At 50.0% G+C, this 22,620-nt stretch carries 15 protein-coding genes; 7 read left to right on the top strand and 8 right to left on the bottom strand.

Annotated elements, in window-relative coordinates; genetic code table 11:
• Positions 1-111: 111 nt before the first annotated feature.
• From mnmH to selD, 5 genes are all read left to right on the top strand, one after another.
• Positions 112-1,125 (top strand): tRNA 2-selenouridine(34) synthase MnmH, encoded by a 1,014-nt coding sequence (mnmH, locus tag AABK39_RS23555; RefSeq protein WP_338395678.1) that lies wholly within the window; start codon positions 112-114, stop codon positions 1,123-1,125.
• 87 nt (positions 1,126-1,212) lie between these two features.
• Positions 1,213-1,812, top strand: a complete 600-nt coding sequence (yedF, locus tag AABK39_RS23550; RefSeq protein WP_338395677.1) for a sulfurtransferase-like selenium metabolism protein YedF — start codon at positions 1,213-1,215, stop codon at positions 1,810-1,812.
• The gene (locus AABK39_RS23545) at positions 1,812-2,936 is read left to right on the top strand and encodes an aminotransferase class V-fold PLP-dependent enzyme (RefSeq protein WP_338395676.1); all 1,125 of its coding nucleotides are present in this window, start codon (positions 1,812-1,814) and stop codon (positions 2,934-2,936) included. Before yedF ends, AABK39_RS23545 begins: the two co-directional genes overlap by 1 nt.
• 43 nt (positions 2,937-2,979) lie before the next feature.
• Positions 2,980-3,201 carry a DUF3343 domain-containing protein gene (locus AABK39_RS23540; RefSeq protein WP_338395675.1) on the top strand — a complete coding sequence of 74 codons (222 nt, stop codon included), beginning with the start codon at positions 2,980-2,982 and terminating at the stop codon, positions 3,199-3,201.
• 29 nt (positions 3,202-3,230) lie between these two features.
• Positions 3,231-4,274, top strand: a complete 1,044-nt coding sequence (gene selD, locus AABK39_RS23535) for a selenide, water dikinase SelD (RefSeq protein WP_338395674.1) — start codon at positions 3,231-3,233, stop codon at positions 4,272-4,274.
• A 24-nt stretch (positions 4,275-4,298) separates the two neighbouring features.
• Here the strand turns inward: selD and AABK39_RS23530 are convergent, their stop codons facing one another.
• From AABK39_RS23530 to AABK39_RS23520, 3 genes are all read right to left on the bottom strand, one after another.
• Positions 4,299-6,950, bottom strand: coding sequence for an MGH1-like glycoside hydrolase domain-containing protein (locus tag AABK39_RS23530; protein ID WP_338395673.1), 2,652 nt, complete (start codon positions 6,948-6,950; stop codon positions 4,299-4,301).
• A gap of 170 nt (positions 6,951-7,120) precedes the next feature.
• Complete coding sequence (locus AABK39_RS23525; protein WP_338395672.1) at positions 7,121-7,924, bottom strand: glucose 1-dehydrogenase; 804 nt, start codon at positions 7,922-7,924, stop codon at positions 7,121-7,123.
• Positions 7,925-7,943: 19 nt separating this feature from the next.
• Complete coding sequence (locus tag AABK39_RS23520; RefSeq protein ID WP_338395671.1) at positions 7,944-9,479, bottom strand: GMC family oxidoreductase; 1,536 nt, start codon at positions 9,477-9,479, stop codon at positions 7,944-7,946.
• A gap of 142 nt (positions 9,480-9,621) precedes the next feature.
• Here AABK39_RS23520 and AABK39_RS23515 point away from each other — a divergent pair, with 142 nt between their 5' ends.
• Positions 9,622-10,617, top strand: a complete 996-nt coding sequence (locus AABK39_RS23515; protein ID WP_338395670.1) for an aldo/keto reductase — start codon at positions 9,622-9,624, stop codon at positions 10,615-10,617.
• 96 nt (positions 10,618-10,713) lie between these two features.
• Here AABK39_RS23515 and AABK39_RS23510 read toward each other — a convergent pair whose 3' ends face one another.
• The 5 genes from AABK39_RS23510 to AABK39_RS23490 all read right to left on the bottom strand — a co-directional run bounded on the left by AABK39_RS23510 (position 10,714) and on the right by AABK39_RS23490 (position 18,827).
• On the bottom strand, positions 10,714-11,640 hold the full coding sequence (locus tag AABK39_RS23510) for a chitinase (RefSeq protein ID WP_338395669.1): 927 nt from the start codon (positions 11,638-11,640) through the stop codon (positions 10,714-10,716).
• Positions 11,641-11,909: 269 nt separating this feature from the next.
• Complete coding sequence (locus AABK39_RS23505; RefSeq protein WP_338395668.1) at positions 11,910-13,463, bottom strand: RagB/SusD family nutrient uptake outer membrane protein; 1,554 nt, start codon at positions 13,461-13,463, stop codon at positions 11,910-11,912.
• A gap of 57 nt (positions 13,464-13,520) precedes the next feature.
• Positions 13,521-16,898 carry a TonB-dependent receptor gene (locus AABK39_RS23500; protein ID WP_338395667.1) on the bottom strand — a complete coding sequence of 1,126 codons (3,378 nt, stop codon included), beginning with the start codon at positions 16,896-16,898 and terminating at the stop codon, positions 13,521-13,523.
• 282 nt (positions 16,899-17,180) lie between these two features.
• Positions 17,181-18,137 carry a FecR domain-containing protein gene (locus tag AABK39_RS23495; RefSeq protein WP_338395666.1) on the bottom strand — a complete coding sequence of 319 codons (957 nt, stop codon included), beginning with the start codon at positions 18,135-18,137 and terminating at the stop codon, positions 17,181-17,183.
• Positions 18,138-18,257: 120 nt separating this feature from the next.
• Positions 18,258-18,827, bottom strand: a complete 570-nt coding sequence (locus AABK39_RS23490) for an RNA polymerase sigma factor (RefSeq protein ID WP_338395665.1) — start codon at positions 18,825-18,827, stop codon at positions 18,258-18,260.
• Positions 18,828-19,393: 566 nt separating this feature from the next.
• Between AABK39_RS23490 and AABK39_RS23485 the strand changes: the two genes are divergently transcribed.
• Positions 19,394-22,606 (top strand): glycoside hydrolase family 2 TIM barrel-domain containing protein, encoded by a 3,213-nt coding sequence (locus tag AABK39_RS23485; protein ID WP_338395664.1) that lies wholly within the window; start codon positions 19,394-19,396, stop codon positions 22,604-22,606.
• Positions 22,607-22,620 lie beyond the last annotated feature (14 nt).

The raw sequence follows: 22,620 nt of genomic DNA, 5'->3' as shown, positions 1-22,620 counted from the left end.
AACTTGATTCCATGATTTTGCCACTGCGAATGATGATTCCTGAGGGCTCTTTTTTAATTTTGTCGTTTGCGGGACTAGAAGGTGTCCCGTTACATTTTTGCAACTGGGGTGATGAAGAAAGTCGATGTTGAAGAATTCCTACGCTTAGGCTCCTCCGGTGCGATCGTCGATGTGCGGTCACCGGGCGAATACGCCAAAGGCCATATGCCGGGAGCCGTAAACCTGCCCATTTTCACGGACAAGGAACGCGCCGTGGTAGGAACCATATACAAGCAAAAGGGCCAACAGCCCGCCATCGATCGCGGGTTGGAGATTGTAGGGCCGAAGATGGCCGGTTTTGTGCGGGAAGCCCGAAAACTTGCCCAAAACGACACGCCTCTGGCCGTCCACTGTTGGCGAGGCGGCATGCGGAGCGGAAGTATGGCTTGGCTATTCCAAACCGCCGGTATCCCCTGCGTTTTGTTGGAAGGCGGTTACAAAGCTTACCGCAACCGTTGCCTGAAGATTTTTGGGGAAGAAAGAAATTACGTGGTGCTCAGCGGAATGACCGGCAGCGGTAAAACGGAATTGCTCCACGCCATGGAAGAACAAGGTGACACGATCATCGACTTGGAGAAAATGGCCAACCACCGGGGTTCTGCGTTCGGATCGTTGGGCATGGAGAAACAGCCCACCTGCGAACAGTTTTCCAACGATTTGGCCGAACTAATTCAAAGCATTCCGACAGACAAGACAATCTGGCTTGAGGACGAAAGCCGGACCGTAGGAAGCGTTTTTATTCCCGAAGAGTTCTTCGCCCAAATGCGACAAGCGCCACGGGTGTATCTTGATGTTGAAAAATCTGCACGGGTACAGCGATTGGTAAAGGATTACGCTTGTTTTCCGAAAGAAAAGCTCGAAACTTCTTTAAAGAAAATCGGGAAGAAACTCGGTAGCGCAAACCTTAACAAGGCAATCCAAGCTCTCGAAGCTGACGATTTTGAGTTTGTCGCCAATATGGCCTTGTCATATTACGACAAAGCGTATCGCCATTCGACCCAGACAAACGATTCCCGCTCGGTGCACATAACGGAAGAACCTTTGGAAAACGTTATCGAAAAAATCAGAGAGGCTTCAAAACGATAAGGATTTCATTCTGAAAAATCCTGACGATATTGGACAATCAGAATCGGGTCCTTTTTCTATAAGAATATTTTTCAAACAACAGAAAATATGAAAGTTGTTGACGCCCGGGGAAAACGGTGCCCCCAACCCATGATTATGGCCAAAAGGCTATGGAAAACGCTGGCTGACAGCGAAATATTCGAAGTATGGGTAGACAACGCCGTGGCTTGCGAAAACCTGAACTCTTTTTTGGCCGACCATAACGCATCGCCAAAGTCGATAGAGCGGGAAGGCTACACGGCCATCGAGGCCAGAAAGCCCGAAAAAGCGAGCGAAAAACCTGAGCCCGAAGCGGTTTGCGCTCCATCCAACAGCGCCTACACCGTAGTCTTGAAAAACGACAAAATGGGCCATGGCGATGACGCGTTGGGCGAAATATTGATAAAAGGGTACATTAACGCCTTGGCCGAAATCGACAAACTTCCCGAAGCCATCGTGCTTTACAACGCCGGCGTTTTACTGGCCCGAAAAGATTCGGGAGCCTCCGAAGGGCTCGCTGAACTTTCCCAAAAAGGCGTTGATATCATTCTCTGCGGCGCCTGCGTGGACTATTACGAGATAAAATCCGACATCGCCTGCGGACGCATTTCCAATATGTACGTCATCGCCGAGCTGTTGGCCAAAACGGGACATATCGTTTACCCTTGATGAAAAAAAACGCACTCACGTACTTCGACAACGCAGCCACCAGCTTTCCCAAACCCGTAGCCGTGGCCTCGGCCATTACCGAATATCTCACGGAAACGGGAGGAACCTACGGGCGTTCAGCCCATGGGCGCGCCTTTCGGGTAAGCGCCGAAGTGGAAGCCTGCCGCGACGCCTTGGCCGATGCGCTCGGCACCGAAACACCCGAATGCGTGAGCTTCGCCCATAACGCCACACACGCCTCAAACCTCCTGCTTCGAGGCCTGAACTTGAAGGGTACCGTCTGGCATAGTCCGATGGAACACAACGCAATTATGCGTCCGTTGGAATATTTGAGAAAAAAAAGGCGGATCCAGCTCCGTGAATTACCCGCCGGTTCAGACGGAAAAATTCAGCTTGATAAACTGGACCTGATCGGGAAAGACACCGCTCTGGTAGTTGTCAATCATCAAAGTAATGTAAACGGCGTTATCCAGCCCCTTCGGGAAATCAAAAAAGCCATCGGCGAGACTCCGATATTGGTGGACGCTTCGCAATCGCTCGGTAATTCCCCCGTCAAAACCGACGAGTGGGAGTTGGACTACGTAATATTTACCGGGCACAAAAGCCTGCTCGGTCCGACGGGAACCGGGGGTTTCTTCGCCCGCCATTCCGATTTGCCCGAGCCTCTGCTCTTCGGCGGAACAGGAAGCCAAAGCGACAGCCTTGATATGCCGGCCTTCGCTCCGGACAAATTCGAGGCGGGCACGCCAAACGTTGCCGGGATTTTCGGATTGCTTGGAGCTCTTCAAAACCGTCCCGAGCCTGAGCATACGCCGGATGACTTCCGTAAGTTGCTTGAAGAAATCGAGGACCTACCGCAATACGAAATCTATCGGGCAAAATCACTTCTGGATCAAGGCGAGACATTCTCCCTACGCCATCGTTCGATAGACGTATCCGAACTTAACGCTCGCCTATATCACGATTTTGGCATCGAAACCCGCTCCGGACTACATTGCGCGCCGATGGCTCACCGCTTTCTGGGCACATTCCCGCAGGGCACTTGCCGGGTCTCATTGTCCCCATACCATCGCCCGGACGACTTGGCCTATTTGCTCGACGCATTAAAGCGAATCGAGAAATAACAAGTCAGAGAACCGAACCGATTTTCACCCAAAAGCAATCCGCATGAGCTCCAAAAGATATTTTATCTTATTCAAAAATATCCGTCAAGTCATAAAAGCGGAAAAGTACTTCAGGGAAAAGCAGATTGCTTGCAAAGTGATGCCCGTCCCTTCCCGTATCTCGTCGGAATGTGGAATGTGCCTTGAGGTAAACAAGCCGGCTAACGAAGCGCAATTAGAAAACCTTCGCCAAGTAGGGTTCGAATGTTCGTGTGTAGCCCTTTAGTCCGACAACACTGATTCAGAAATAAGCAAATGGAAAAAATAGATTTACTCAAAACCGTAGAATACGGCGGATGTTCGGCCAAACTCTCCCCAACCCAACTCGCCGAAATCTTGTCGAAGTTACCGAAATCCTCCGACGAGCGATTATTGGTAGATATCGATACGCATGACGACGCCGGAGTTTACAAACTCAACGACGACACCGCACTAATCTACACCACCGACTTTTTCCCGCCCGTTTGCTCGGATCCTTTCGAATTCGGACAAATTGCCGCCGCCAATGCGCTCAGTGATGTCTACGCCATGGGCGGCACACCGATTATGGCCTTGAATATCATGATGTTCAGCGCCGACAAACTTCCCGTGGAAGCATTCGCCGAAATCCTGCAAGGCGGGCATGACAAAGTAAGCGAAGCCGGCGCATTGACGGTAGGCGGGCATACCATCGACGACCATCCCCCAAAATTCGGTTTGGCGGTAGTCGGCACGGTCCAGCCAGACAAACTCATTACCAACGCCAAGGCCCAAGTCGGTGATGCACTGATCTTAACTAAGCCTCTGGGAATCGGGGCGTTAATCGCCGGACACCGCGAGGAATTGGCGAAAGAATCGGACTATAAGAGAGCTTTGGAACAAATGAAACTGCTCAACAAAAAGGGGGCGGAAATAATGGCCAAACACGGAGCCAAAGCCGCCACCGACGTCACGGGATTCGGCCTTCTGGGGCACGCCCGAGAAATAGCCAAAGCCAGCGATGTCTCGCTAATAATCCTCACTGAGGAAATCTCGTTTTTACCCGGTGCCTACGAGCTCTATGATGACGGATGCATTCCCGGCGCCGCTTTCCGCAATTTGGACTACGTCAAATCAGATACGGAATTTGGCCCGGAACTGGATTACAACCTCAAGATGCTCTGCTGTGATCCGCAAACTTCCGGAGGTCTCTTGATCTCCATTCCATCCGAAAAAGCGCATGACCTACTAAGCGACTTGCACGCTTCCGGAATACATGACGAAGCCTCTATTATCGGAGAAGTCGTAGCCCCCGGGCAATCAAGAATCACTTTAATATAGAGTCAAAGGTCTAGGTTCAGTTCATTATTTACGGCGGTTATTTTCCCAACCGCATTCATGTATCAGTGAGGCCACCAAACCCGTCCACCCCGTTTGGTGGCTTGCGCCTACAGCCCGGCCCGTATCTCCGTGAAAATATTCAGGATATAGAATCAAGTTCTCGAAATGCGGATCACGATAAATCGCTTGCTTATCGTGTACAGGCCTGTTACCGTCAGCGTCTTTGCGGAAAATCCGTATCAAACGCCTTGAAAGCTCGTCAGCTACCTGGTCCAAGGTCAAATACACACCTGATCGAGTCGGATATTCAACTTTGAAGTTATCGCCGTAGTATTTATGGTATTCCCGTAAAGAATGAATCAGCAAGTAATTCATAGGCATCCATACGGGGCCACGCCAATTGGAATTCCCGCCAAAGAGATAAGAGTCAGATTCGCCGGGTTGGTATGAGATACCAAAATCTTCACCGTTGATATTGATATGATAGCCGTCTTTATGGATTTTGGAAAGAGAACGGATTCCCCCTTTCCCAAGAAACTCGTCCTCATCCAAAAGCGCGGTAATCAACTTTTTCAGCCGGGCCTCATTGACCAATGAGAATAACAGGTCCTCATCCGGTCCGAATTTTTCAAGTACGAGATACTTATTAAGCTTGCGCCTGTATCCGTAAAACCACTCCAAACGGACCATAAAGTCCGGAATTTTTCGGAGCGTCTCATGCGTTACTGACGTAACCGCAAACAACGGACTTAGCCCAACCAATGACCGAACCTTGATAGGAATATACTCTTCATGAGGAAGCTGTAGAACATCATAAAAGAATCCGTCGTCGCTATCCCAGGCCCCTACCCATTCGTGATCGGAACGATTGATTGCCTCGGAGATATAGACAAAATGCTCGAAGAACTTGGTGGCCACATCCTCAAAGGTGTCGTCCTCTTTGCAGATAATGATCGCCATCTTCATCATATACAATGAGAAAAGCCCCATCCAACTAGTTCCGTCTGCCTGTTCCAGTTTTCCGCCATGCGGCAAATCTTTACTCCTGTCAAACACTCCGATATTATCCAAGCCAAGGAAGCCTCCCTCAAACACGTTTTTGCCATGGGAGTCTTTTCGGTTCACCCACCACGTGAAGTTGAGCATCAGCTTCTGAAATACTCTCTTCAGAAAATCAATGTCGGCCTTGCCGTGGGTATCCCGCTCTATTTCGAAGACCTTTAACGCAGCCCAAGCATGTACAGGTGGATTTACATCGCTAAAATTCCACTCATAGGCCGGTATCTGACCATTCGGCGCCATATACCATTCCCTCATTATCAGAATCAGCTGATCCTTAGCAAAACGAGGATCAATCAGAGCGATCGGCAAGCAGTGGAAGGCCAAATCCCAAGCAGCGTACCATGGATATTCCCACTTGTCGGGCATGGATATGATATCCTCATTATTCAGTGTCCGCCAACCAGAGTTCCTGCCGGTTAACCTTTCTTCCGGTGGCCGGGGTTGCCCTTCATCCCCATCAAGCCAATGCTCGATATCGATATTAAAGTACTGCTTACTCCATAACATGCCGGCAAACGCCTGGCGCTGAATCATGGAAAGTTCGGGGTCTTTTCCCTTTTCCAGTTTTTTGTAAAACTCATCAGCCTCCTTGATCCGATTACTAAAAACATCTTCGAAATCTTTGAACGGCGCCGAACGTTTTTTCTTTTTACACAGCCTTAACTTGATGACGAAACTCTCGCCACCTTCCAGTTCTTTTTCGTAGAGGGGAGAGAATTTTGATCCGTCTTCCTTTTTCTCTAGGAATTTATAGTCATTCCCTACAACAGCTTTATGAAAAGCGTCTTTTGTAAATGGAGTCCCGCCTTTTTGTCCGTACAGATCCTTTTTATTGGTCTCGTTATCAGTGAAAAGATGTCTATCAGGAGTATCATAGTACATATGATATTTACCCAGGTCAGGTTGATCAATGGATACGGCACCATAAGCCCCAGTCTTTTTCTCAAGGCTTATAACCGATTTCTCCTTTTGCATACCAAAAGCCCAAAGGTTGCGCATCAGCAAAGTGGGCAAAACCGCGACATACGCCTTTTCCTTGGCCCTATTGCTTACGGTAATACGCACGCATATATCTTCAACATCGGATTTGGCGTATTCGACCAAGACATCAAAATATCTGTTCCCTTCGAACACTCCCGTATCCAGCAACTCGTACTCCGGCTCGGTTTTCCCACGTTCCCTATTTACTTTCAAAAGATCATCATAGGGAAACGTCGCATGAGGGTACTTGTACAGATACTTCATGTAGGCGTGGGAAGGCGTATTGTCCAGATAATAATACAGCTCCTTTACGTCTTCGCCGTGGTTTCCTTGCTCGCCCGTCAGACCGAAAAGCCGTTCTTTCAGTATATTGTCCTTGCCATTCCATAGCGCAACCGAAAAGCAAATGCGTTGCCAATCATCGGAAATTCCGGCTATGCCGTCCTCACCCCAACGATAGGTTCTCTTTCGGGCATGATCGTGCGGGAAATAGTTCCAGGCGTCGCCGTCTTTGCTATAGTCCTCGCGTACGGTACCCCATTGACGCTCGCTCAGGTAGGGACCCCATTTCAGCCACGGATTTTCCTTGTTGTAATGCTCTTCCAGACGATGTTCTTCAGCGTTTTTGCCCATGATTTATGGAGTAAAAGGATGCGGTCTTTTGGCTTTAAAGGAAAAGAGTCTTGCTTCCGAACCATTTTCCCTAACATACTGTGAATGTCAAAATTGGTGCTTGGAGCCGGGAGCTCCAGCACCAACGTGTAACGAGCTGGACACTCGCACCTGTTAATCTCTTTTTCTAATCAACCACCTGTAGCGAAACCGGGATAAAGCGTCATGCCTCCATCTACGTAGAGTGTGGCGCCATTGACATAGTCAGACTCATCTGAAGCTAGCCATACCGCCGCTTTTCCTATGTCCGAAGGCTCACCGACTCTTTTGTATGGGATAAGCGTAAGCAAAGATTCTTCCGCTTCCGGAGTGTTCCAAGCATCTTTGTTGATCGGCGTTTTTATCGCACCGGGTCCAATACTGTTGACCCTGATTTTGTATGGCGCCAACTCTTGCGCCATACTTTGCATCAAAAGTTTTACTCCGCCTTTGGAAGCCGCGTAGTTGGCGTGACCCGCCCACGGAATCACATCGTGTACGGAACTCATGCAGATAATCTTTCCTGAAGCAGTGGAAACCGACTCCACGATTCCCCTTCGAATAAATTCGTTTACGGCCTCGCGAGCGCAAAGGAATTGACCTGTAAGATTCACGTCGATAACCTTCTTCCAATGTCCTACCGACATTTCCCAGAACTTGGCGTCGCGCTGTAGTCCCGCATTGTTTACCAGAATATCGATGGTTCCGAACGCTTCGAATAGCTTCGCAAACATGGCTTTTACCTCGCCTTCGTCACTTACGTCAGCTTTTAAGGCTATGGCTTCTCCGCCGGATTCTTTGATCTCATCGATCATTGCCTGCGTGGCTTCCTCGTTTACCACGTAGTTTATGCCCACTTTGGCTCCGGCCTTGGCCATAGCCATAGCCACGGCTTTACCGATTCCCGAATTCGCTCCTGTAACCAAGGCCACTTGGCCGTCCAATCTCGGTTTCATATTTTCCGGTGTTTATTGTTCAGCTTTTAGCCAAGTGTTCACCCACCCTGAGCGCATTGGCCATTATTGTAAGCGAAGGATTTACCGCTCCGCTGGATGGGAAGAAACTTCCATCCACCACATACAAGTTCTCCACGTCGTGCGTCCTGCAGTTTTTGTCCAAAACGGAAGTCTTCGGATCTTCCCCAAACCTTGCCGTTCCGCATTGGTGCCCCACAGCTTGCAGTGGAATTTTCTTACGGAAATACAGGGAATGGGGAACGATATAGTCGGCGCATTCGATCTCTTTGAGGATGTCGCACCACTTTTTCATCAGGCGATCAAAGCCTTTCAGATTGTTGTCTGTGTAATGCAGATGGATCTTTCCGTCTTTCAGAGTTACCCTGTTTTCCGGATCGGGAAGGTCTTCGCCAGTTATCCACCAGTCTACGGAATGGGAGGCCATCTTGTCCAGCACCAGGCCTGGCGCAAATGCGGGAGCGTCGGCTGCCAACATGTCTTTGTTTACCTTGCCCAATAACTGTACGTGGCCCATCGGGTATTTAAACTCATCATCGCCCCAATAGAAGTCATTGACCGCCATGGTTTTTTGGAATACCGTCGGGTTGGGTTTGGAGGAGATACCCAGTATGGCGCCGTTGTTATGCTTCATGAAGTTCCGGCCCACCATTCCAGAGCTATTGGCCAAGCCATCGGGGTGTTTGTCATTGGCGGAAGCCAGTAACAGCGCAGCGGAGTTGACGGCTCCACAGGATATTACTACCGTATTGCCTTTGACCGCATGCTTTTCTCCGTCTTTAGAATACACCACTGTCTCCACCCGCTTGCCTGATTCGTCCGTGACCAAGCATTCCACTTTTGCGTGTGTCCGAAGTTCGACGTTCTGCATGGTCATATTCGGCCTTACGCAATCAACATCCGCATCGGATTTGGCGTGTACTAGGCAAGGAAAGCCGTCGCAGGTATCACAACGGATACATTTGCTGGACTCCAGCATATCATCGTGCAGTTTTACTCCCAAGGGGATATAAAACGGATTGTAGCCTTTTTTCTCCAAAAGATTATGAATCTCCTGTATACGGGGCTCGTGTTTTATCGGCCCGAATGGATATTCCTCTGAAGCTTTTGGTTCAGTTCGGTCCATTTGTCGGCGACCTCTTACACCGTATAGTTTTTCGGCTTGGGTATAATAGGGCTCCAGTTCCTTATAGCTGATCGGCCAAGCGGGAGAAACTCCGCCAGAATGCTCGACTAGTCCGAAATCTTTTTCCCTGAGCCTAAAAAGCGCGGCGCCATACACCTTAGTATTGCCCCCTACCCAATATCCAGTACCGGGATGAAAGCTTCTTCCTTTATGGTCTTTCCACTCTTCATCAGTATGGTAGCGGTCTTTTTGGAAAACCTGTACGGTATCCCAATTCTCTTTTTCCCTGGGAAGAAATCCGCCTCTTTCCAAGACTAGAATCCGCTTACCCGTCGGGGCCAGCTTGTGGAGCAAAGTGCCTCCTCCGGCGCCTGTTCCTATAATAATGAAGTCGTACTTTTCCTCGGCCATAACCATGATTTATTATCAATTGAACTAACATGGATACAACACAAATGTTCTTGCCGGTATGAAAAGCGCCCTCTGTTATCATATTTTATTTGCTATATCTTAAGTTTTGGGCTAAGTTCCGCCAAACTCAACCTTAAAGCGCATGCGACTACGAAAATTAGGAAACACGGGATTACTGGTCAGCCCGATCGGATTGGGATCGGCGGCATTGGGGCGTCCCGGCTACATTAACTTGGGTCACGGCACGGATTATAAAGCGGGCAGAACGGAAGCCGACATGGCCGCCCGGTCCGAGAAGATGTTCCGTTTGGCCTATCAGAAGGGTGTCAGGTTCTTTGACACGGCGCGGTCTTACGGCAAAGGAGAGGCGTTTTTGGGTCACTGGTTGCGCACCGAGCCTCATGTACACGATATTACGGTAAGCTCAAAGTGGGGATACGTTTATACAGCCGAGTGGCAAGTAGAAGCCGAGGACCACGAGATAAAACGACACAACCCGGAAGTGTTGGCCCAGCAATGGGAAGAGTCGAAACAAAACCTTGGCGATTGGCTGGACCTTTACCAGATACATTCGGCGACTCTGGACAGCGGAGTTCTGGAAAACCAAGAGGTATTGGACGGGCTCCGCAAGATAAAAGCCGATGGGATGCGCATCGGCCTATCTCTGGGCGGTGGCGTAAAACAAGGCGATACCCTAAGGGCCGCAATGGAGATTAAGGACGGTGACGTACCGCTTTTCGATACCGTGCAGGCCACCTGGAATATCTTGGAATCGTCGGCGGGAAATGCCTTGGCCGAGGCCCACGACGCAGGTATGGGCGTAATCCTGAAAGAGGTAATGGCCAACGGACGCCTGACCGTACGTAACGAGGAGCCGGGATTCGCCGAGAAAAGGGAGGTGCTGAACGAATTGTCGGAAAAGTACGGCGTAGGGCCTGACGCCCTTGCGCTGGCAACAGCCGTGGCTATGCCTTGGTGCGATGTGGCCCTCACCGGAGCTTCCACCCCTGAGCAGTTGGAAAGCAATCTGCAAGCTTTGCAAATCCATCTTTCAACCGAAGATCTTGGCGTTTTGCTGAGCCTAAAGGAAAGCCCTAAGGCCTATTGGAATACGAGAAAGAATATGGCTTGGAATTAACCAACCGGACATCACCATAAAGCTCACTCATTATAAGAACGCTTGACGAAATCAGGGTGAATGTTTCAGTTACCCTGATTTCGTCAGGCTCCCAAACTAATAAGGCTCCATGCTTTCGCAACCAATGGATCCGTCGCCAGATACACCGAAATACTCCATATACCTTTTATAGAAGCCTATCCTGTTTTTGGCGTCATGAGTCCAGCGACCACATTCGCCACGGCCATTTATTATATTAATAGTCATTCCGAATCCGGGCAAACGTCCCCTACTCTTATCATGTGCCGAGGGCTCCCATTGGCCGGTCATCACCTCGTGGCAGGACGGTTTGGCCTGTTGCCTGGTCATCCAAAACCAGATGGCCGTTTTAAAAGCCAATACGCTATCTTGCGCCACCAGCTCTGGGCTTTCCAGTAGTTGGGTTCCCAAGCCCAATTGCTCGCTACAGAGTCCGTAGTTGTAATTATGGCTGATCTGTATAGGGCCACGGCCAAAGTAATGTTTGCCGGGTGCCGGCGGATACATCTTGGCCAACATTCCCAGCGTATCGACATAGTAAGGAATCCTGCGTTCCCTTTCTTGGTAATATCTGGAGTCTATTTCCCTGACATAATAATACCCCCAGTAAAAAGGTCCCTTTGGAGCGGAAACCCAGCCCCCTGTGGTTTCATGCGAAGTATTGGCCAAGAAGGCCGAAAGCTCCCTCTTTCTTGTCTCCAACGTTCCCGTGTTGCAGAAATCGGGAAAGCTTTTGGCCGCTTCCAGCATTGCCTCATAAGTATAAAAAGGGTCGCGTACTCGTCTCCATTCTCCATTTATGGACTCCAAGGAATCGGGAAGCAACAGTTTGAAATCAGCGGGACTGATTATTTCTTCCAGCCCTGTCTTCGGCTTTACGGGTTTTGGTTTCTTGACAGGAGCCGTTGGCTTTTTAGGCTGGTCAATGCTTGTTGTTTCCTTCTTATGTCCGCAGGAGGCCAACATTGCCAGCGCCAAAATCATCGTAATGAAAACTCTGGTCATTTTACCGGTTTATTGGTCGATAAACCGAGAACAAAAAAACAGGCGGTTGGTTTCGCCATCGTAAATCCATCATGATAAAAGCCCGTCGCAGAAACATATATTTCCGGACGGGCTTCCCGTGTCAGTCCAATGTTTTTTTGTATCAGGTATTAAGTACTAGGTACCGCATCGATATCTGAAGTCTAGGCAAGAAGGTTATTCATTCCTAAACTCTTTGTTTTTAAAATACCTAAGACCTGATACCTAATACTTAATACCATTCACCAATATCACCACCCTGCGTTCTGCTTGAGTACACCTCCGCTGGCCTCTACCTCGTGTGGCGGAATCGGCCAGATATGGTGTGTAGCTGGGTCGAAGTTCGTACGGGCTTTCCATACTTCCACTACCTCGTAGCCCGAATCCGGATCCGTTTTGTCAGCATGGCGACGGCCGTACAACGGTTTGTGATATACGTCCTTGGCATCACCCCAGCGGATCAGGTCGGCGTGGCGGTCAGACCACTCGCCGGCAAGTTCGCAACGGCGCTCGTGCTTCAAATCGGCCATGGTGGCGCCGCTGATAGGCTGCAGCCCCGCCCGCTGACGGATTTGGTTCAGAGGAGCGTCTCCGTTTTGGCCTTGCATAATCAGGGCCTCGGATTTCAACAACAATACCTCGGCGTAGCGCATCAACGGCATATTCAGGTTGGTACAGAACGATCCCACGTTTACGTTAAGCGGTTCTTCGAAAGGATCCATGTACTTTCTGAATTGCAAGCCCGTACGGCTGTTGGTAGAATAGTAACGACGAGTTTCTCCAAAGTACTGGAACTCGTCTCCGAATTCCATCAGCGTAGCTTTCTTACGCTTGTCACCGGCTTCGTATTCCTCATACAAATCGAGCGTCGGGTGGAAATATCCCCAGCCATTGTATTTACCCCAACCTTTGTTTTCCAGCATTACGATAGGCAATCCGCTACCGCTATTCGGCTGGTCGATATAGCCTACCACGGACCAAAGGTATTCCTTGCTCCAGTTGTTCTTCACTTTGAACACGTCGGTGTATTCGTCCATCAAGTCGTGCGTGGGTTCGGCAATTACCTTGTCGGCGGCTTTGGCGCATTCGGCCCACATGCTGGCGTCGTATTTGGCGTGGAAAGCGTAGGCTTTGGCCAAATAAGCGTTAGCCGCATGCTTATGTCCGCGTCCGTAATCCTCGGGGCCGTATTCGCTGAATTTAGGCAAAAGCTGAGCGGCCATCTTTAGGCGCTCCTCTATGTCCTTGTAGTTTTCAACCACGCTGGCCGGGCGCTCCACGTTGGGCTGGTCCATATTCTCGACGTTGATGATGGGCACGCCCATTTTCTCATCGCCAAAGCGGTAGGCCAGCTCAAAGTACATTACACCGGACATAAAATAGGCTTCGCCCATTACCCGGTCTTTCACCTTTTGGCCGATATCCATGGCGGGAACATTGGCCAGAATCTCGTTGGCCCGGCGGATATTCTGGTAGCGCACGCGCCACAGATCGCGGGTATAAGATTCAGAACCGTTGTTCTCGAAGTTTTTCATATCGATAGACTGCGCCTTGTCGCGCCCGACTATCATGTCGTCGGAGGCGCAAATATACCAGAAGTAACCACGGGTATACATCTGCCCGTAACTTCCGGGGTGTGTCTGGTTAGCGTACAGGGCGTTTGCGGCGGCGATGGCGTCCTCTTCCGATTTCCAGAAAGACGAAGCTCCCAAGGAACCTTTCGGCTCGAAATCGTAGAAACTGTCACCGCAGGAAGACACGGCGAGCATGGCCAAGGCCAATATAGGATATATGATTTTTTTCATTTCTGATCGATTTTGCCTCTCCGGAAGGAACACCTTCCGGAGAAGTGTGATAACCGCTTAGAAGCTTACGTTAAGTCCCAACAAAAACTGCTTGGCCACAGGGTATTTTCCTTGGTCCAATCCGTTGAACCCGATTTCCGGATCCATTCCGTCGTAATCGGTGATAGTCAGCAGGTTTCTGCCCGCCACATACACCCTGAATCGGCTGAATGGGGTTTTGTCCAAGATATTTTGAGGCAAAGTGTAGCCCAAGGTTACGCTACGGAGGCGCAGATATGAGCCGTCTTTCAGGTACCAATCCGAACTTGTGGCGTAGTTTCCGTTTCTGTCGTCTACGGTCAGGCGAGGAATATCTGAACCTTTGTTCGTCTCCGACCAAGCGTCCAAAGCTCCGTCGCGCATATTGTATCCTTGCGAGAATCCGGCGCTAAGCGTCAGGAAGTTATAGGCATTGAAAATATCCACGCCGCTTACCCCTTGCCAGATCATACTGAAGTCGAAATTCTTGTAGCTGGCGTTGGCGTTCAGGCCGTAAGTGAAATCCGGATAAGGATCTCCTACGAAATCGCGATCAAGGTCGCTGATAACGCCGTCGCCGTTGAGGTCGATAAACTTCAGGTCGCCGGCTTGGGCGTTTGGCTGGATTCTCTTTCCGCTCTTGTCAACATAAGCTTCCGCCTCGGCATCCGACTGGAAGATTCCGGCCGAACGGATCAGATAGAACGAGCTAAGCGGATGACCTTCCTCATGACGGTACGGACGCAAAACGCCACGCACGTTTGTACCTACCGGAACGGCTCCGGCTTCGCCCAAATCAGTCGCTTCGTTTTCGATCATCGACACATTGGCAAATACGCTGTAGCGGAAATCGCCTTCTTTTTTGCGATAGCCCAATTCCACTTCAAAGCCCCTGTTCCGTACGGCTCCCACATTTTCGAACGCCGAGTTCTGCACACCAGAAGTACCGGGCTTCAGCGGACGCATAATCATTCCGTCGGTAAGTTTGTTGAAGTAATCGGCGGTGACGATCACCCTTCCGCCAAACAGCTCGGCGTCGATACCGATGTCGGTTTGCTCGCCCGTTTCCCACAACAAGTTCGGATTTCCTTCCGAAAGCGGAGCGTAACCGTTGATCAGGCCCGTGCTCTGTCCCAAAAGGCCGTTAAGCGGCGAGTAAAGGAGCATCCAGTCATTATTGCCCAAAGAGGCAACGTTACCGATTTGTCCCCAGCTGGCGCGAAGCTTCAGCGAACTCACCTGCTCTTTTATCCCTTCCATAAAAGGTTCTTCCGAAATTCTCCAAGCTGCGGAGAAGGCTGGAAATTCATCCGAACGCAGTTCCGGAGAAAGCTTGGAGCTGGCGTCGCGGCGGTAGTTGGCTGTCAGGAAATATTTGTCGGCGTAGCTATAAGCCACCCTACCCAATACCGAAGCCATTGAGTTGCCGAAAGTCCAGCTTGTCGGGGTTTTTACCGTTCCGCCGTTTTGGAGGATGATAAAGTAGTCGTCCTCTTTGTCAAAACCGGTAGCGCCGGCCGAGAAGCCTGTCGTTTCCTGCTTTTGGGCCGTATAGCCCACCATCGCCGTTACGTGGTGTTTGTCGAAATTCTTGTCAAATGTCAGCGTATTTTCCCAAAGGTAACGGTAACCGCGCTCGCTCGACATATCCAAGGTATTGACCTGCGACGGACGTCCCGGCTCGGGCACTTTAGGGAAGAAACGCTCGTAGTCCTTCATATTTCCACGGATAGAGAAGCTGGAACGAGCTTTCAGGAAATCGAAGACAGAATACTCCGCGTAAAGGTTGGCGTCCACGCCAATGCTTGGGTTTTTGGCGTTATTACGCTCCAATGCCGCCACCGGGTTTCCGATATCGCCGTAAGAGCCTACAAACGGATCGTCCGGTTCGGCCACTCCGCCCCATTTGCCGTCTTTTCCGTAAACCGACGCGCTCGGGGGCATCCAGATAGCGTTTGTCACCGCTCCGCCGTATCCATCGTCGGTATTGGCGCCTCTAGAAGTCTGGTAAAAAGCTTTGATATGCTGTCCGATCCGCATTTTCTCCGAAAGCTTCATATCGGCGTTCAGCAAAAAGTTATACGTTTCGGCAAAAGTATTACGAATGGTTCCCTCGTTTTCCTGATAGCTAAGGCTGGTCAGGTAAGTCACCTTATCATTGCCTCCGCTAAGGCGAACATGATAATCGCTGATTTTGGCCGTACGGAAGATCTCGTCGGTCCAATCGGTGCGGGTGATCATTCCGTTAGGATTCAAATCCGGAACAAAAGCCGGGTACTCGCTTCGGATATCGGCTTCCGACTTTCCGGCGCCACGGGCGGCGGTAAGATAAAAATCAGACATTCCCTTGGCGTCCAAAGCTTTAGGCGTTTTCCAGGCTTGCTGGATTCCGGTAAACATTTCGAAATCAACCGAAACCGTTCCTTTCTTGCCCCGCTTGGTGGTTACCATAATAACACCGCCAGCGGCTTGCGCACCATAAATAGAAGCGGAAGCGGCGTCTTTAAGAATCGAAATCGATTCGATATCGTTTGGCTTCGGCGCCGGCGCTCCAATCACTCCGTCCACTACCCAAAGCGGACCGTCGGCGTTGTTGATGGTACCCACACCGCGGATTCTCAAGTCAAAACCCGCTGTCGGGTCACCGCCGTTCGAAAGAACGGTTACGCCGGAAATCGATCCCTGAATCATATCCGAAACATTGGTCGGCGCTTTTGATTTCAGGCCTTCGATATTCTCCACCGTTGCTACGGATCCCGTCAAATCGCTCTTCTTGGCCGTACCGTAACCGATTACCACCACTTCGGAAAGCTCCTTCACGTTTTCGGTAATGGCGATATCGTAAACCGTATTCGCCCCCACTTGCACTTCCTCGTTCACGTATCCGACATATGTTACCAAAAGGATATCGCCGGTTGATACGTCCAGCTTAAAGTTTCCCTCAAAGTCGGTGATAGTTCCGTTTGTGGTACCTTTCACCACCACGTTTACGCCAGGGATTCCCTCACCGGTTTTGCTGTCGGTAACTTTTCCCTTTACTTGCTTTTTTTCGGCTTGGCCCGATTTCCAGTTAGGATCCTTGACCAGAATGCTCCCTTCCGCCTGATAAAAAGAAAGCCCCGTACGCTCGGCAATGGCCTTCAGCGTCTTGTCAAGGCTGGAATTGGTAAGGTTAAGGCTGATTTTCCGATTAACGTCCACGCGCTCTACCACATAAGAGAATTTCAGCTTTGTCTGCTTCTCGATATGCGAAAAAACGGTGGCCAACGAGGCGTTATCGACCACGACACTGACTTTGGCCGAACCCGAACGACTCAAGTTTACCTCGGCGCCCTGCGCATTAGCCCATGACGGACCAGCGCATAGCAATGCCTGTATGACAAGTAAAAAACTCGCCGTAAATATTTTAAGTCTCATAAATTAGATGGATATTCGAATTGATACAAAAACTCTGGGATGTCCGCGCCTGACCGCTAAGAAGGCAAGGACATCTTTCTTTTTTCAGGGAACCTCTCCCAGTACCCCGTCCAAAAAATCAAAAAACTCGTCTTGTCGATTTACACCATAGGCAAACTATTTGGTTTTAAGTGAATTACATTTTATCAGTATAGTACAATGGCCACCAAGTCATGGAGTTATGATTAAAAGCTAAACAGGTCCAAGCAGACTATTTACGCTTTACTCTTTACTATAATTATGTCATTTAGACCTTTGACGCACAACGTATCTTTTGTCTCCGGTTTTTCTGTAAGAGATGTTCGCGATAAAATCCAGATGGCGCATCACCTGCTCGAATTCCTTGGCTTTAAAATTTCCCGTTAGGGTGATATTTTCCCATCTATGAGGGTTTTCCACCGATATTTCCAAGCCAAACCAAGCGCTTAACTCGGCCAGAACATCGTCAATTTTCCTGTTATCGAACTCAAAGAAGTGGTTTTTCCATAGAAGATCCTCTGACGGAACGAAAGATTCCACCAAAGCCTCTCCGTTTTTCGAAACCCGGTAGCGCTGGCCCGGCTCAAGTATTACCTCACCCTTCCCGGATATCATTACGCTTCCGCTGACCAAGGCTACGCTAAACTCTTTTTCGGCCTTGAAAGCCCGGATATCAAAGGCCGTTCCCAGCACTTTGGTTTCAAACTCACCGAATTTTACATAAAACGGTTTATCCTTGTCATGCGCTACATCAAAATACGCTTCTCCTTCGATCTTCACTCTTCTGGATCCAATTCCGAACACTTCTGGGTACTCCACTTTGCTCTTTCCATTAAGCGTAACCTTGGTTCCGTCCGGCAATGTCAGTTTCGCCCGTTGCCCTTCAGCAGTCCTGATGGTCAGCATTTCGCCACCTAACAGATATTCCTGAAGACCGCCAACCCACAGCGAGGCACCCAAGGCAAGCACCAAAGCCACCGTTGCGGCTATGCGTCCCCATGGAATATGCCTTCGCTCCGCCTGCCTCTCTTTATCGATCTTTTTCTCTACCAGAGCAAAAGCCTCGTCGGCGGGCGGAATTGCGGGATCGTCTTGGTACATCGCCCACAACATCCGCAAATCGCTGACCTCTTTCCGGTTTTCGGGATCCTGATCCATCCAGGCTCTCAATTCGGCTTTCTCCGCCTCATCCAACTCCCCCGAAAGCCGCCGAGCTATCATCCCGTAAATTCGTTGCTCCTTTTCCATATCGTCTCCGGAAATCTGCCTACCCTTTATTGAAATGACGCAAGCATTTGAAAAATCCCCTACGTGAATAAAATAAAATTGAAGAATTTATTTTTAGGAAGCCTTTTTCACCTTCTTTTTTGCTAATAAAGCAAGTGACTTTACGGCTTTGGCAATCTGGTTTTCAACAGTTTTCACGGAAATATCCAGCGTTTTAGCCACTTCCTTCTGTTTCATACCTTCTAACTTCACCAGTTTAAAAATAATTTTGCAACGCTCCGGAAGGCTCTCGATAGCGCGGTGCAAAGCCGTCATCATTTCCTCGTGTCCCATATCATCGTCCCAGTCCGGGAGCTCGGCTTCGGGCAAATGTCCGGCTTCCTCCAAATCAAGATGGGCCGTTTTGTTTTTGCGCAACAGGTCTACCGCCCGGTTTCGGGCCGACCGCGCCACAAAGGCCTTGATGTTCTCCACCTCGCCCAAAGTTTGCCGGCGTTGCCACAGTTTGGCGAACACTTCCGACACTACGTCCTTCGAAAGTTCGTCGTCCAGCGTAACGTGGCGGGCCACTTTAAATACCAACGGATAAAGCGCATCGAAGAACGACCGGAACGCGCGCCTGTCACCGTTCTTGGCAATCGATACAACCAATGCCTTTATTTCCTCGTCGTTTGTTTTTCCCATCTCCAAAAAAATTGAAGCTATTCCCAAGTACCCACAACTTATGGACCTTGGCTCGCCAGACTGGGCACGTTACCCTTCGCAACCCTTAGCTTACGCAAATATTGTAAAAAAAACAACCAATAAGCTTTTACTTGGCTTAAGCTTAAATTAATTATTGATCATCTGGACGCTTTTTGTCACAAAATGTGTTTTAGTTACTGTATTGACGTAAGAAGATCCATGAAACATATGTCTTCTTTTTTGCCTGAAATTCTGCTATATGTAAGAAATAGGAACGCTATCGGTCACTTTTAGGCACGAATCGCTTTTTTTCGAATATTAAGGGAATATTATCACCTCGTATAGTGGTAAAATCGCTTTGAAGGGTATTTAATATGAGCCTTAGCGGATTTTGTGCTTGCGGAGTGTAGGGAAAAGGCCTCGCTTTTTGGGAGTCGAAATCGCGGGGCAACTGTCTCGGTTTGGTTGGATTACTTTATATGGCGCAAATTCTCGCCTCAGCGTCAGAGTAGTCTACGGTTGTCTTTTGCCCAAACCGATAATTTTTCTGCATCAACACAATAATAATGAAGCTGAGAAACACTCACACCGCCCTTTGGTGGACGCTATGTACATTGCTTTTTGGCAATATTGGGACGAGTTTGGCCCAGAGCCAAACCGTTTCCCTTCCGCCGTACGAAGATCCCGAGGTATGCGAAATCAATACCGAACCGGCGCACGCCACGCTAACGCCCTTCGCCACGGCGGGTCAGGCTATGGAACTCGGAACAGAATCGTCTCGCACGCAATCGCTCAACGGCGATTGGGATTTTTTTATGGTTTTGGGAAAAGACAATATTCCCGAAGGGTTCCAGAATGACGGATACAACACCGCCGGCTGGAAAAACCTTCCCGTTCCCTCAAACTGGCAACGCCACGGCTTCGGAACGCCTGTTTTCTCAAACTCACAACTCCATACCGAACCCGACGAAGTGGGATTGTACCGCAAGCGTTTTTCCCTGCCGGAAAACTGGGACGGCGGACGCGTAATTCTGCATTTCGCCGGCGTGAAAACGGCCTATCACGTTTATCTCAACGGCAAAAACATCGGTTACGCCGAAGGCGCTTTCCTTCCATCCGAATTTGATCTGACGGATCATCTTCGTCCCGGCGAGAACCTTTTGGCCGTAGCCGTTTACCGCGTGGCCGAAGTTTCGGATATCGAAAACTTCGATACTTGGCGTCTTTCGGGAATTTTCAGGGACGTAAACCTTATGCACCGTCCAGCGACGTATATCGAGGATTTCGAGATCAAGTCGCCGGCCGTAAATAACTACCTTGACGGACAATGGGACATCAACGCCCGTATCCGCCACAAGGGAAACAAAAAGGCGGGCAAGCTTTCGCTTTTCGCAAGCCTATATGACGCCCAAGGCAACAAAATCGCTGAGGAAAGCGCTCCGGTCCGTTTCGAAAACGGTACGGAAGCCAACGTTAGCTTGTCGCAATTGCTCAAAAACATCAAAACCTGGAACGCCGAGACTCCGAACCTTTACCGAAGCGTATTAGAACTCCGCGACGCCAAAGGAAAAACACTCGAAGCCATCGGAGCCAGAACAGGTTTCCGGACCGTGGCGATTATCGATTCCAAAATCTGCGTAAACGGCAAAAAGATCCTTTTCAAAGGCGTTAACCGCCACGACTGGGATCCAGACCGCGCCCGCGCCGTCACCCGTGAAGACGTCCGTTTGGATTTGGAAACAATGAAGCGCTACAATATCAATTCACTGCGCACCTCGCATTACCCGCAACACACCTACGTCTACGAACTCGCCGACGAGCTGGGACTTTATATCATGGACGAAGCCGCCCAGGAGACGCACTGGAAGTGGAACGCCGAAAGGGAAAAAGGCTGGAGAGAACCTCACGTATCAAGAATGTCCCGCATGGTGGAACGCGACAAGAACCACGCTTCGGTTGTGATGTGGTCGGCAGGAAACGAATTCTACAGCGGGCCACACACCGACGCCATGCAACGTTGGGCGGAACAGCGCGACCAATCCAGACTCTTTTATTACGAAGGAAGAACCGTAAAGGGAGAAGAGGACGGTGCTGTAACCAAAGAAAAGAAAGTCCGCAATACGGCTTACCGTACGCCGGAACAACTCAAGGAAATCGCTCTTGGCGAGGATCGTCCAGTTGTGATGAAAGAATACATGCACAGCTCGGGTAACAGCATGGGCCAATTCGACTACGAATGGGATGTAATCCGTTCGAACAAAGTGCTCCACGGCGGATTTATCTGGGATTGGAAAGACCAAGGTTGGAGAATGAATGGCATTCACGGTGAATACGTGGATTGGGGCGAAGACGCCGGCGACGCTCCGCAAGGCCTCAACGGCTTTGACGGCGTGACGAATTCGTACTGCGGAGAAACGCCAGAAATGATCGAGGTAGCCAAAGTGCACCAAGACGTAGCCGTAACTGCCGTAAACGCCAAACGGGGTTCTTTCAAAGTAAATAACCGCCACAGCTTCTTGCCTCTTTCGGTTTACCAAGTGAGATGGATTGCGGAAAAAGACGGCGTGGAAGTGCAACGTGGAGAGACAACACTCAATACACTGGCCGGAAAAACGGAAACTTTCCAAATTGATCTTTCGAAGGCTTTGGCCAAGACTTCCGAAGCGGAAGGACTTTGGGTAAGGTTCGAATTCGTTCAGAAACAGGATATCCCGGGAATTCCCGCCGGGCATGTTATCGCATGGGACCAAATTCCGGTAAAATCGGCCAATCATAACGTAACGATCGTTGCTTCCGAAACCGCAACACCATATCTCCGCAGGGACAAATACACTAACGAAGTCCGCGTTCAGGCAAACGGAAATAGCTTCGTGTTCGACGAGCGAACCGGGGTTCTCAGCTCATGGAAAATCGGGACTTCGGAACTGATCGAAAACAACCACGGCCCTGCCATCAACCTCTGGCGCGCCACTCTCGACTCTGACCGATCGGGCTGGGGCGTTAAAAAAGAGACTTACCTTCAGCCTTGGGATAGCCTCGGGCTCGCTTCGGCCACTTTTACGCCCGCCGAAGTGAAAACCGGCAAAGCGAAAGGCTCCGTTTTTATCGAAGCGAAAGGCGAAGTAAAAAGCCTCGGCGGACAACATATCGCTACGCTATCTCAGCGCTACACTTTCTTCGCCGACGGAACGGTGGCTATCGGAACACGCTTTCTCCCGTCGGAAGGAACGGCCAAAATCGCCGGATTACCGCGTATGGGACTTGCGATGGATCTTAACCCGGCTTATCGCCAAGCCGAGTGGTTGGGCAAAGGCCCGCACGAAAACTACCGCGACCGGGCTTCATCGGCCCGTGTTGGACGGTACAGCAAGGCCGTTGAGGAGCTTTACACGCCTTACGGATATCCGCAAGCCAACGGTAACCGCACTGGAACACGCTGGCTTGAACTCCGCGACCATTCGGGCAAAGGTCTTCGTGCCGAGTTGGTATCGAGAGAAGCGATTAAAGGACACGAGACTCTTCTGCCCGAAGGCGCCAAGGCGAAAATAGTAAAAGAAGACGGCTTGTTCGAGTTCACGGCTTCGCCATATAACGAAATGGAACTTCACACAGCCAAGCAAACCGACGATTTGCCTGTTTCCCGCAAAACAGTTCTGAGTCTCGACCTCGAACACGCCGGACTTGGTGGCCATCCGCGTCCGAAACGCCGGGAAAGCGAAGAAGTAAAACCAGTCGAAAAATCGTTTGTCTTCGTATTGAAACCGCTCAAAGGGAACTAAGCGTTTTCGTAGAA

Origin of the sequence: Fulvitalea axinellae (assembly GCF_036492835.1) — a bacterium.
Lineage (GTDB): Bacteria > Bacteroidota > Bacteroidia > Cytophagales > Cyclobacteriaceae > Fulvitalea > Fulvitalea axinellae.
This window is presented reverse-complemented; position numbering and strand designations above follow the sequence as displayed.

What these genes read in the sequence shown, in the direction of transcription:
- AABK39_RS23500 (WP_338395667.1), bottom strand. Translation starts at nt 16,898, where the DNA reads ATGAGACTTAAAATATTTACGGCGAGTTTTTTACTTGTCATACAGGCA.
- AABK39_RS23520 (WP_338395671.1), bottom strand. Translation starts at nt 9,479, where the DNA reads ATGGCCGAGGAAAAGTACGACTTCATTATTATAGGAACAGGCGCCGGA.
- AABK39_RS23495 (WP_338395666.1), bottom strand. Translation starts at nt 18,137, where the DNA reads ATGATAGCTCGGCGGCTTTCGGGGGAGTTGGATGAGGCGGAGAAAGCC.
- AABK39_RS23505 (WP_338395668.1), bottom strand. Translation starts at nt 13,463, where the DNA reads ATGAAAAAAATCATATATCCTATATTGGCCTTGGCCATGCTCGCCGTG.
- mnmH (WP_338395678.1), top strand. Translation starts at nt 112, where the DNA reads ATGAAGAAAGTCGATGTTGAAGAATTCCTACGCTTAGGCTCCTCCGGT.
- AABK39_RS23490 (WP_338395665.1), bottom strand. Translation starts at nt 18,827, where the DNA reads ATGGGAAAAACAAACGACGAGGAAATAAAGGCATTGGTTGTATCGATT.
- AABK39_RS23525 (WP_338395672.1), bottom strand. Translation starts at nt 7,924, where the DNA reads ATGAAACCGAGATTGGACGGCCAAGTGGCCTTGGTTACAGGAGCGAAT.
- AABK39_RS23485 (WP_338395664.1), top strand. Translation starts at nt 19,394, where the DNA reads ATGAAGCTGAGAAACACTCACACCGCCCTTTGGTGGACGCTATGTACA.
- AABK39_RS23515 (WP_338395670.1), top strand. Translation starts at nt 9,622, where the DNA reads ATGCGACTACGAAAATTAGGAAACACGGGATTACTGGTCAGCCCGATC.
- AABK39_RS23510 (WP_338395669.1), bottom strand. Translation starts at nt 11,640, where the DNA reads ATGACCAGAGTTTTCATTACGATGATTTTGGCGCTGGCAATGTTGGCC.
- AABK39_RS23540 (WP_338395675.1), top strand. Translation starts at nt 2,980, where the DNA reads ATGAGCTCCAAAAGATATTTTATCTTATTCAAAAATATCCGTCAAGTC.
- selD (WP_338395674.1), top strand. Translation starts at nt 3,231, where the DNA reads ATGGAAAAAATAGATTTACTCAAAACCGTAGAATACGGCGGATGTTCG.
- yedF (WP_338395677.1), top strand. Translation starts at nt 1,213, where the DNA reads ATGAAAGTTGTTGACGCCCGGGGAAAACGGTGCCCCCAACCCATGATT.
- AABK39_RS23530 (WP_338395673.1), bottom strand. Translation starts at nt 6,950, where the DNA reads ATGGGCAAAAACGCTGAAGAACATCGTCTGGAAGAGCATTACAACAAG.
- AABK39_RS23545 (WP_338395676.1), top strand. Translation starts at nt 1,812, where the DNA reads ATGAAAAAAAACGCACTCACGTACTTCGACAACGCAGCCACCAGCTTT.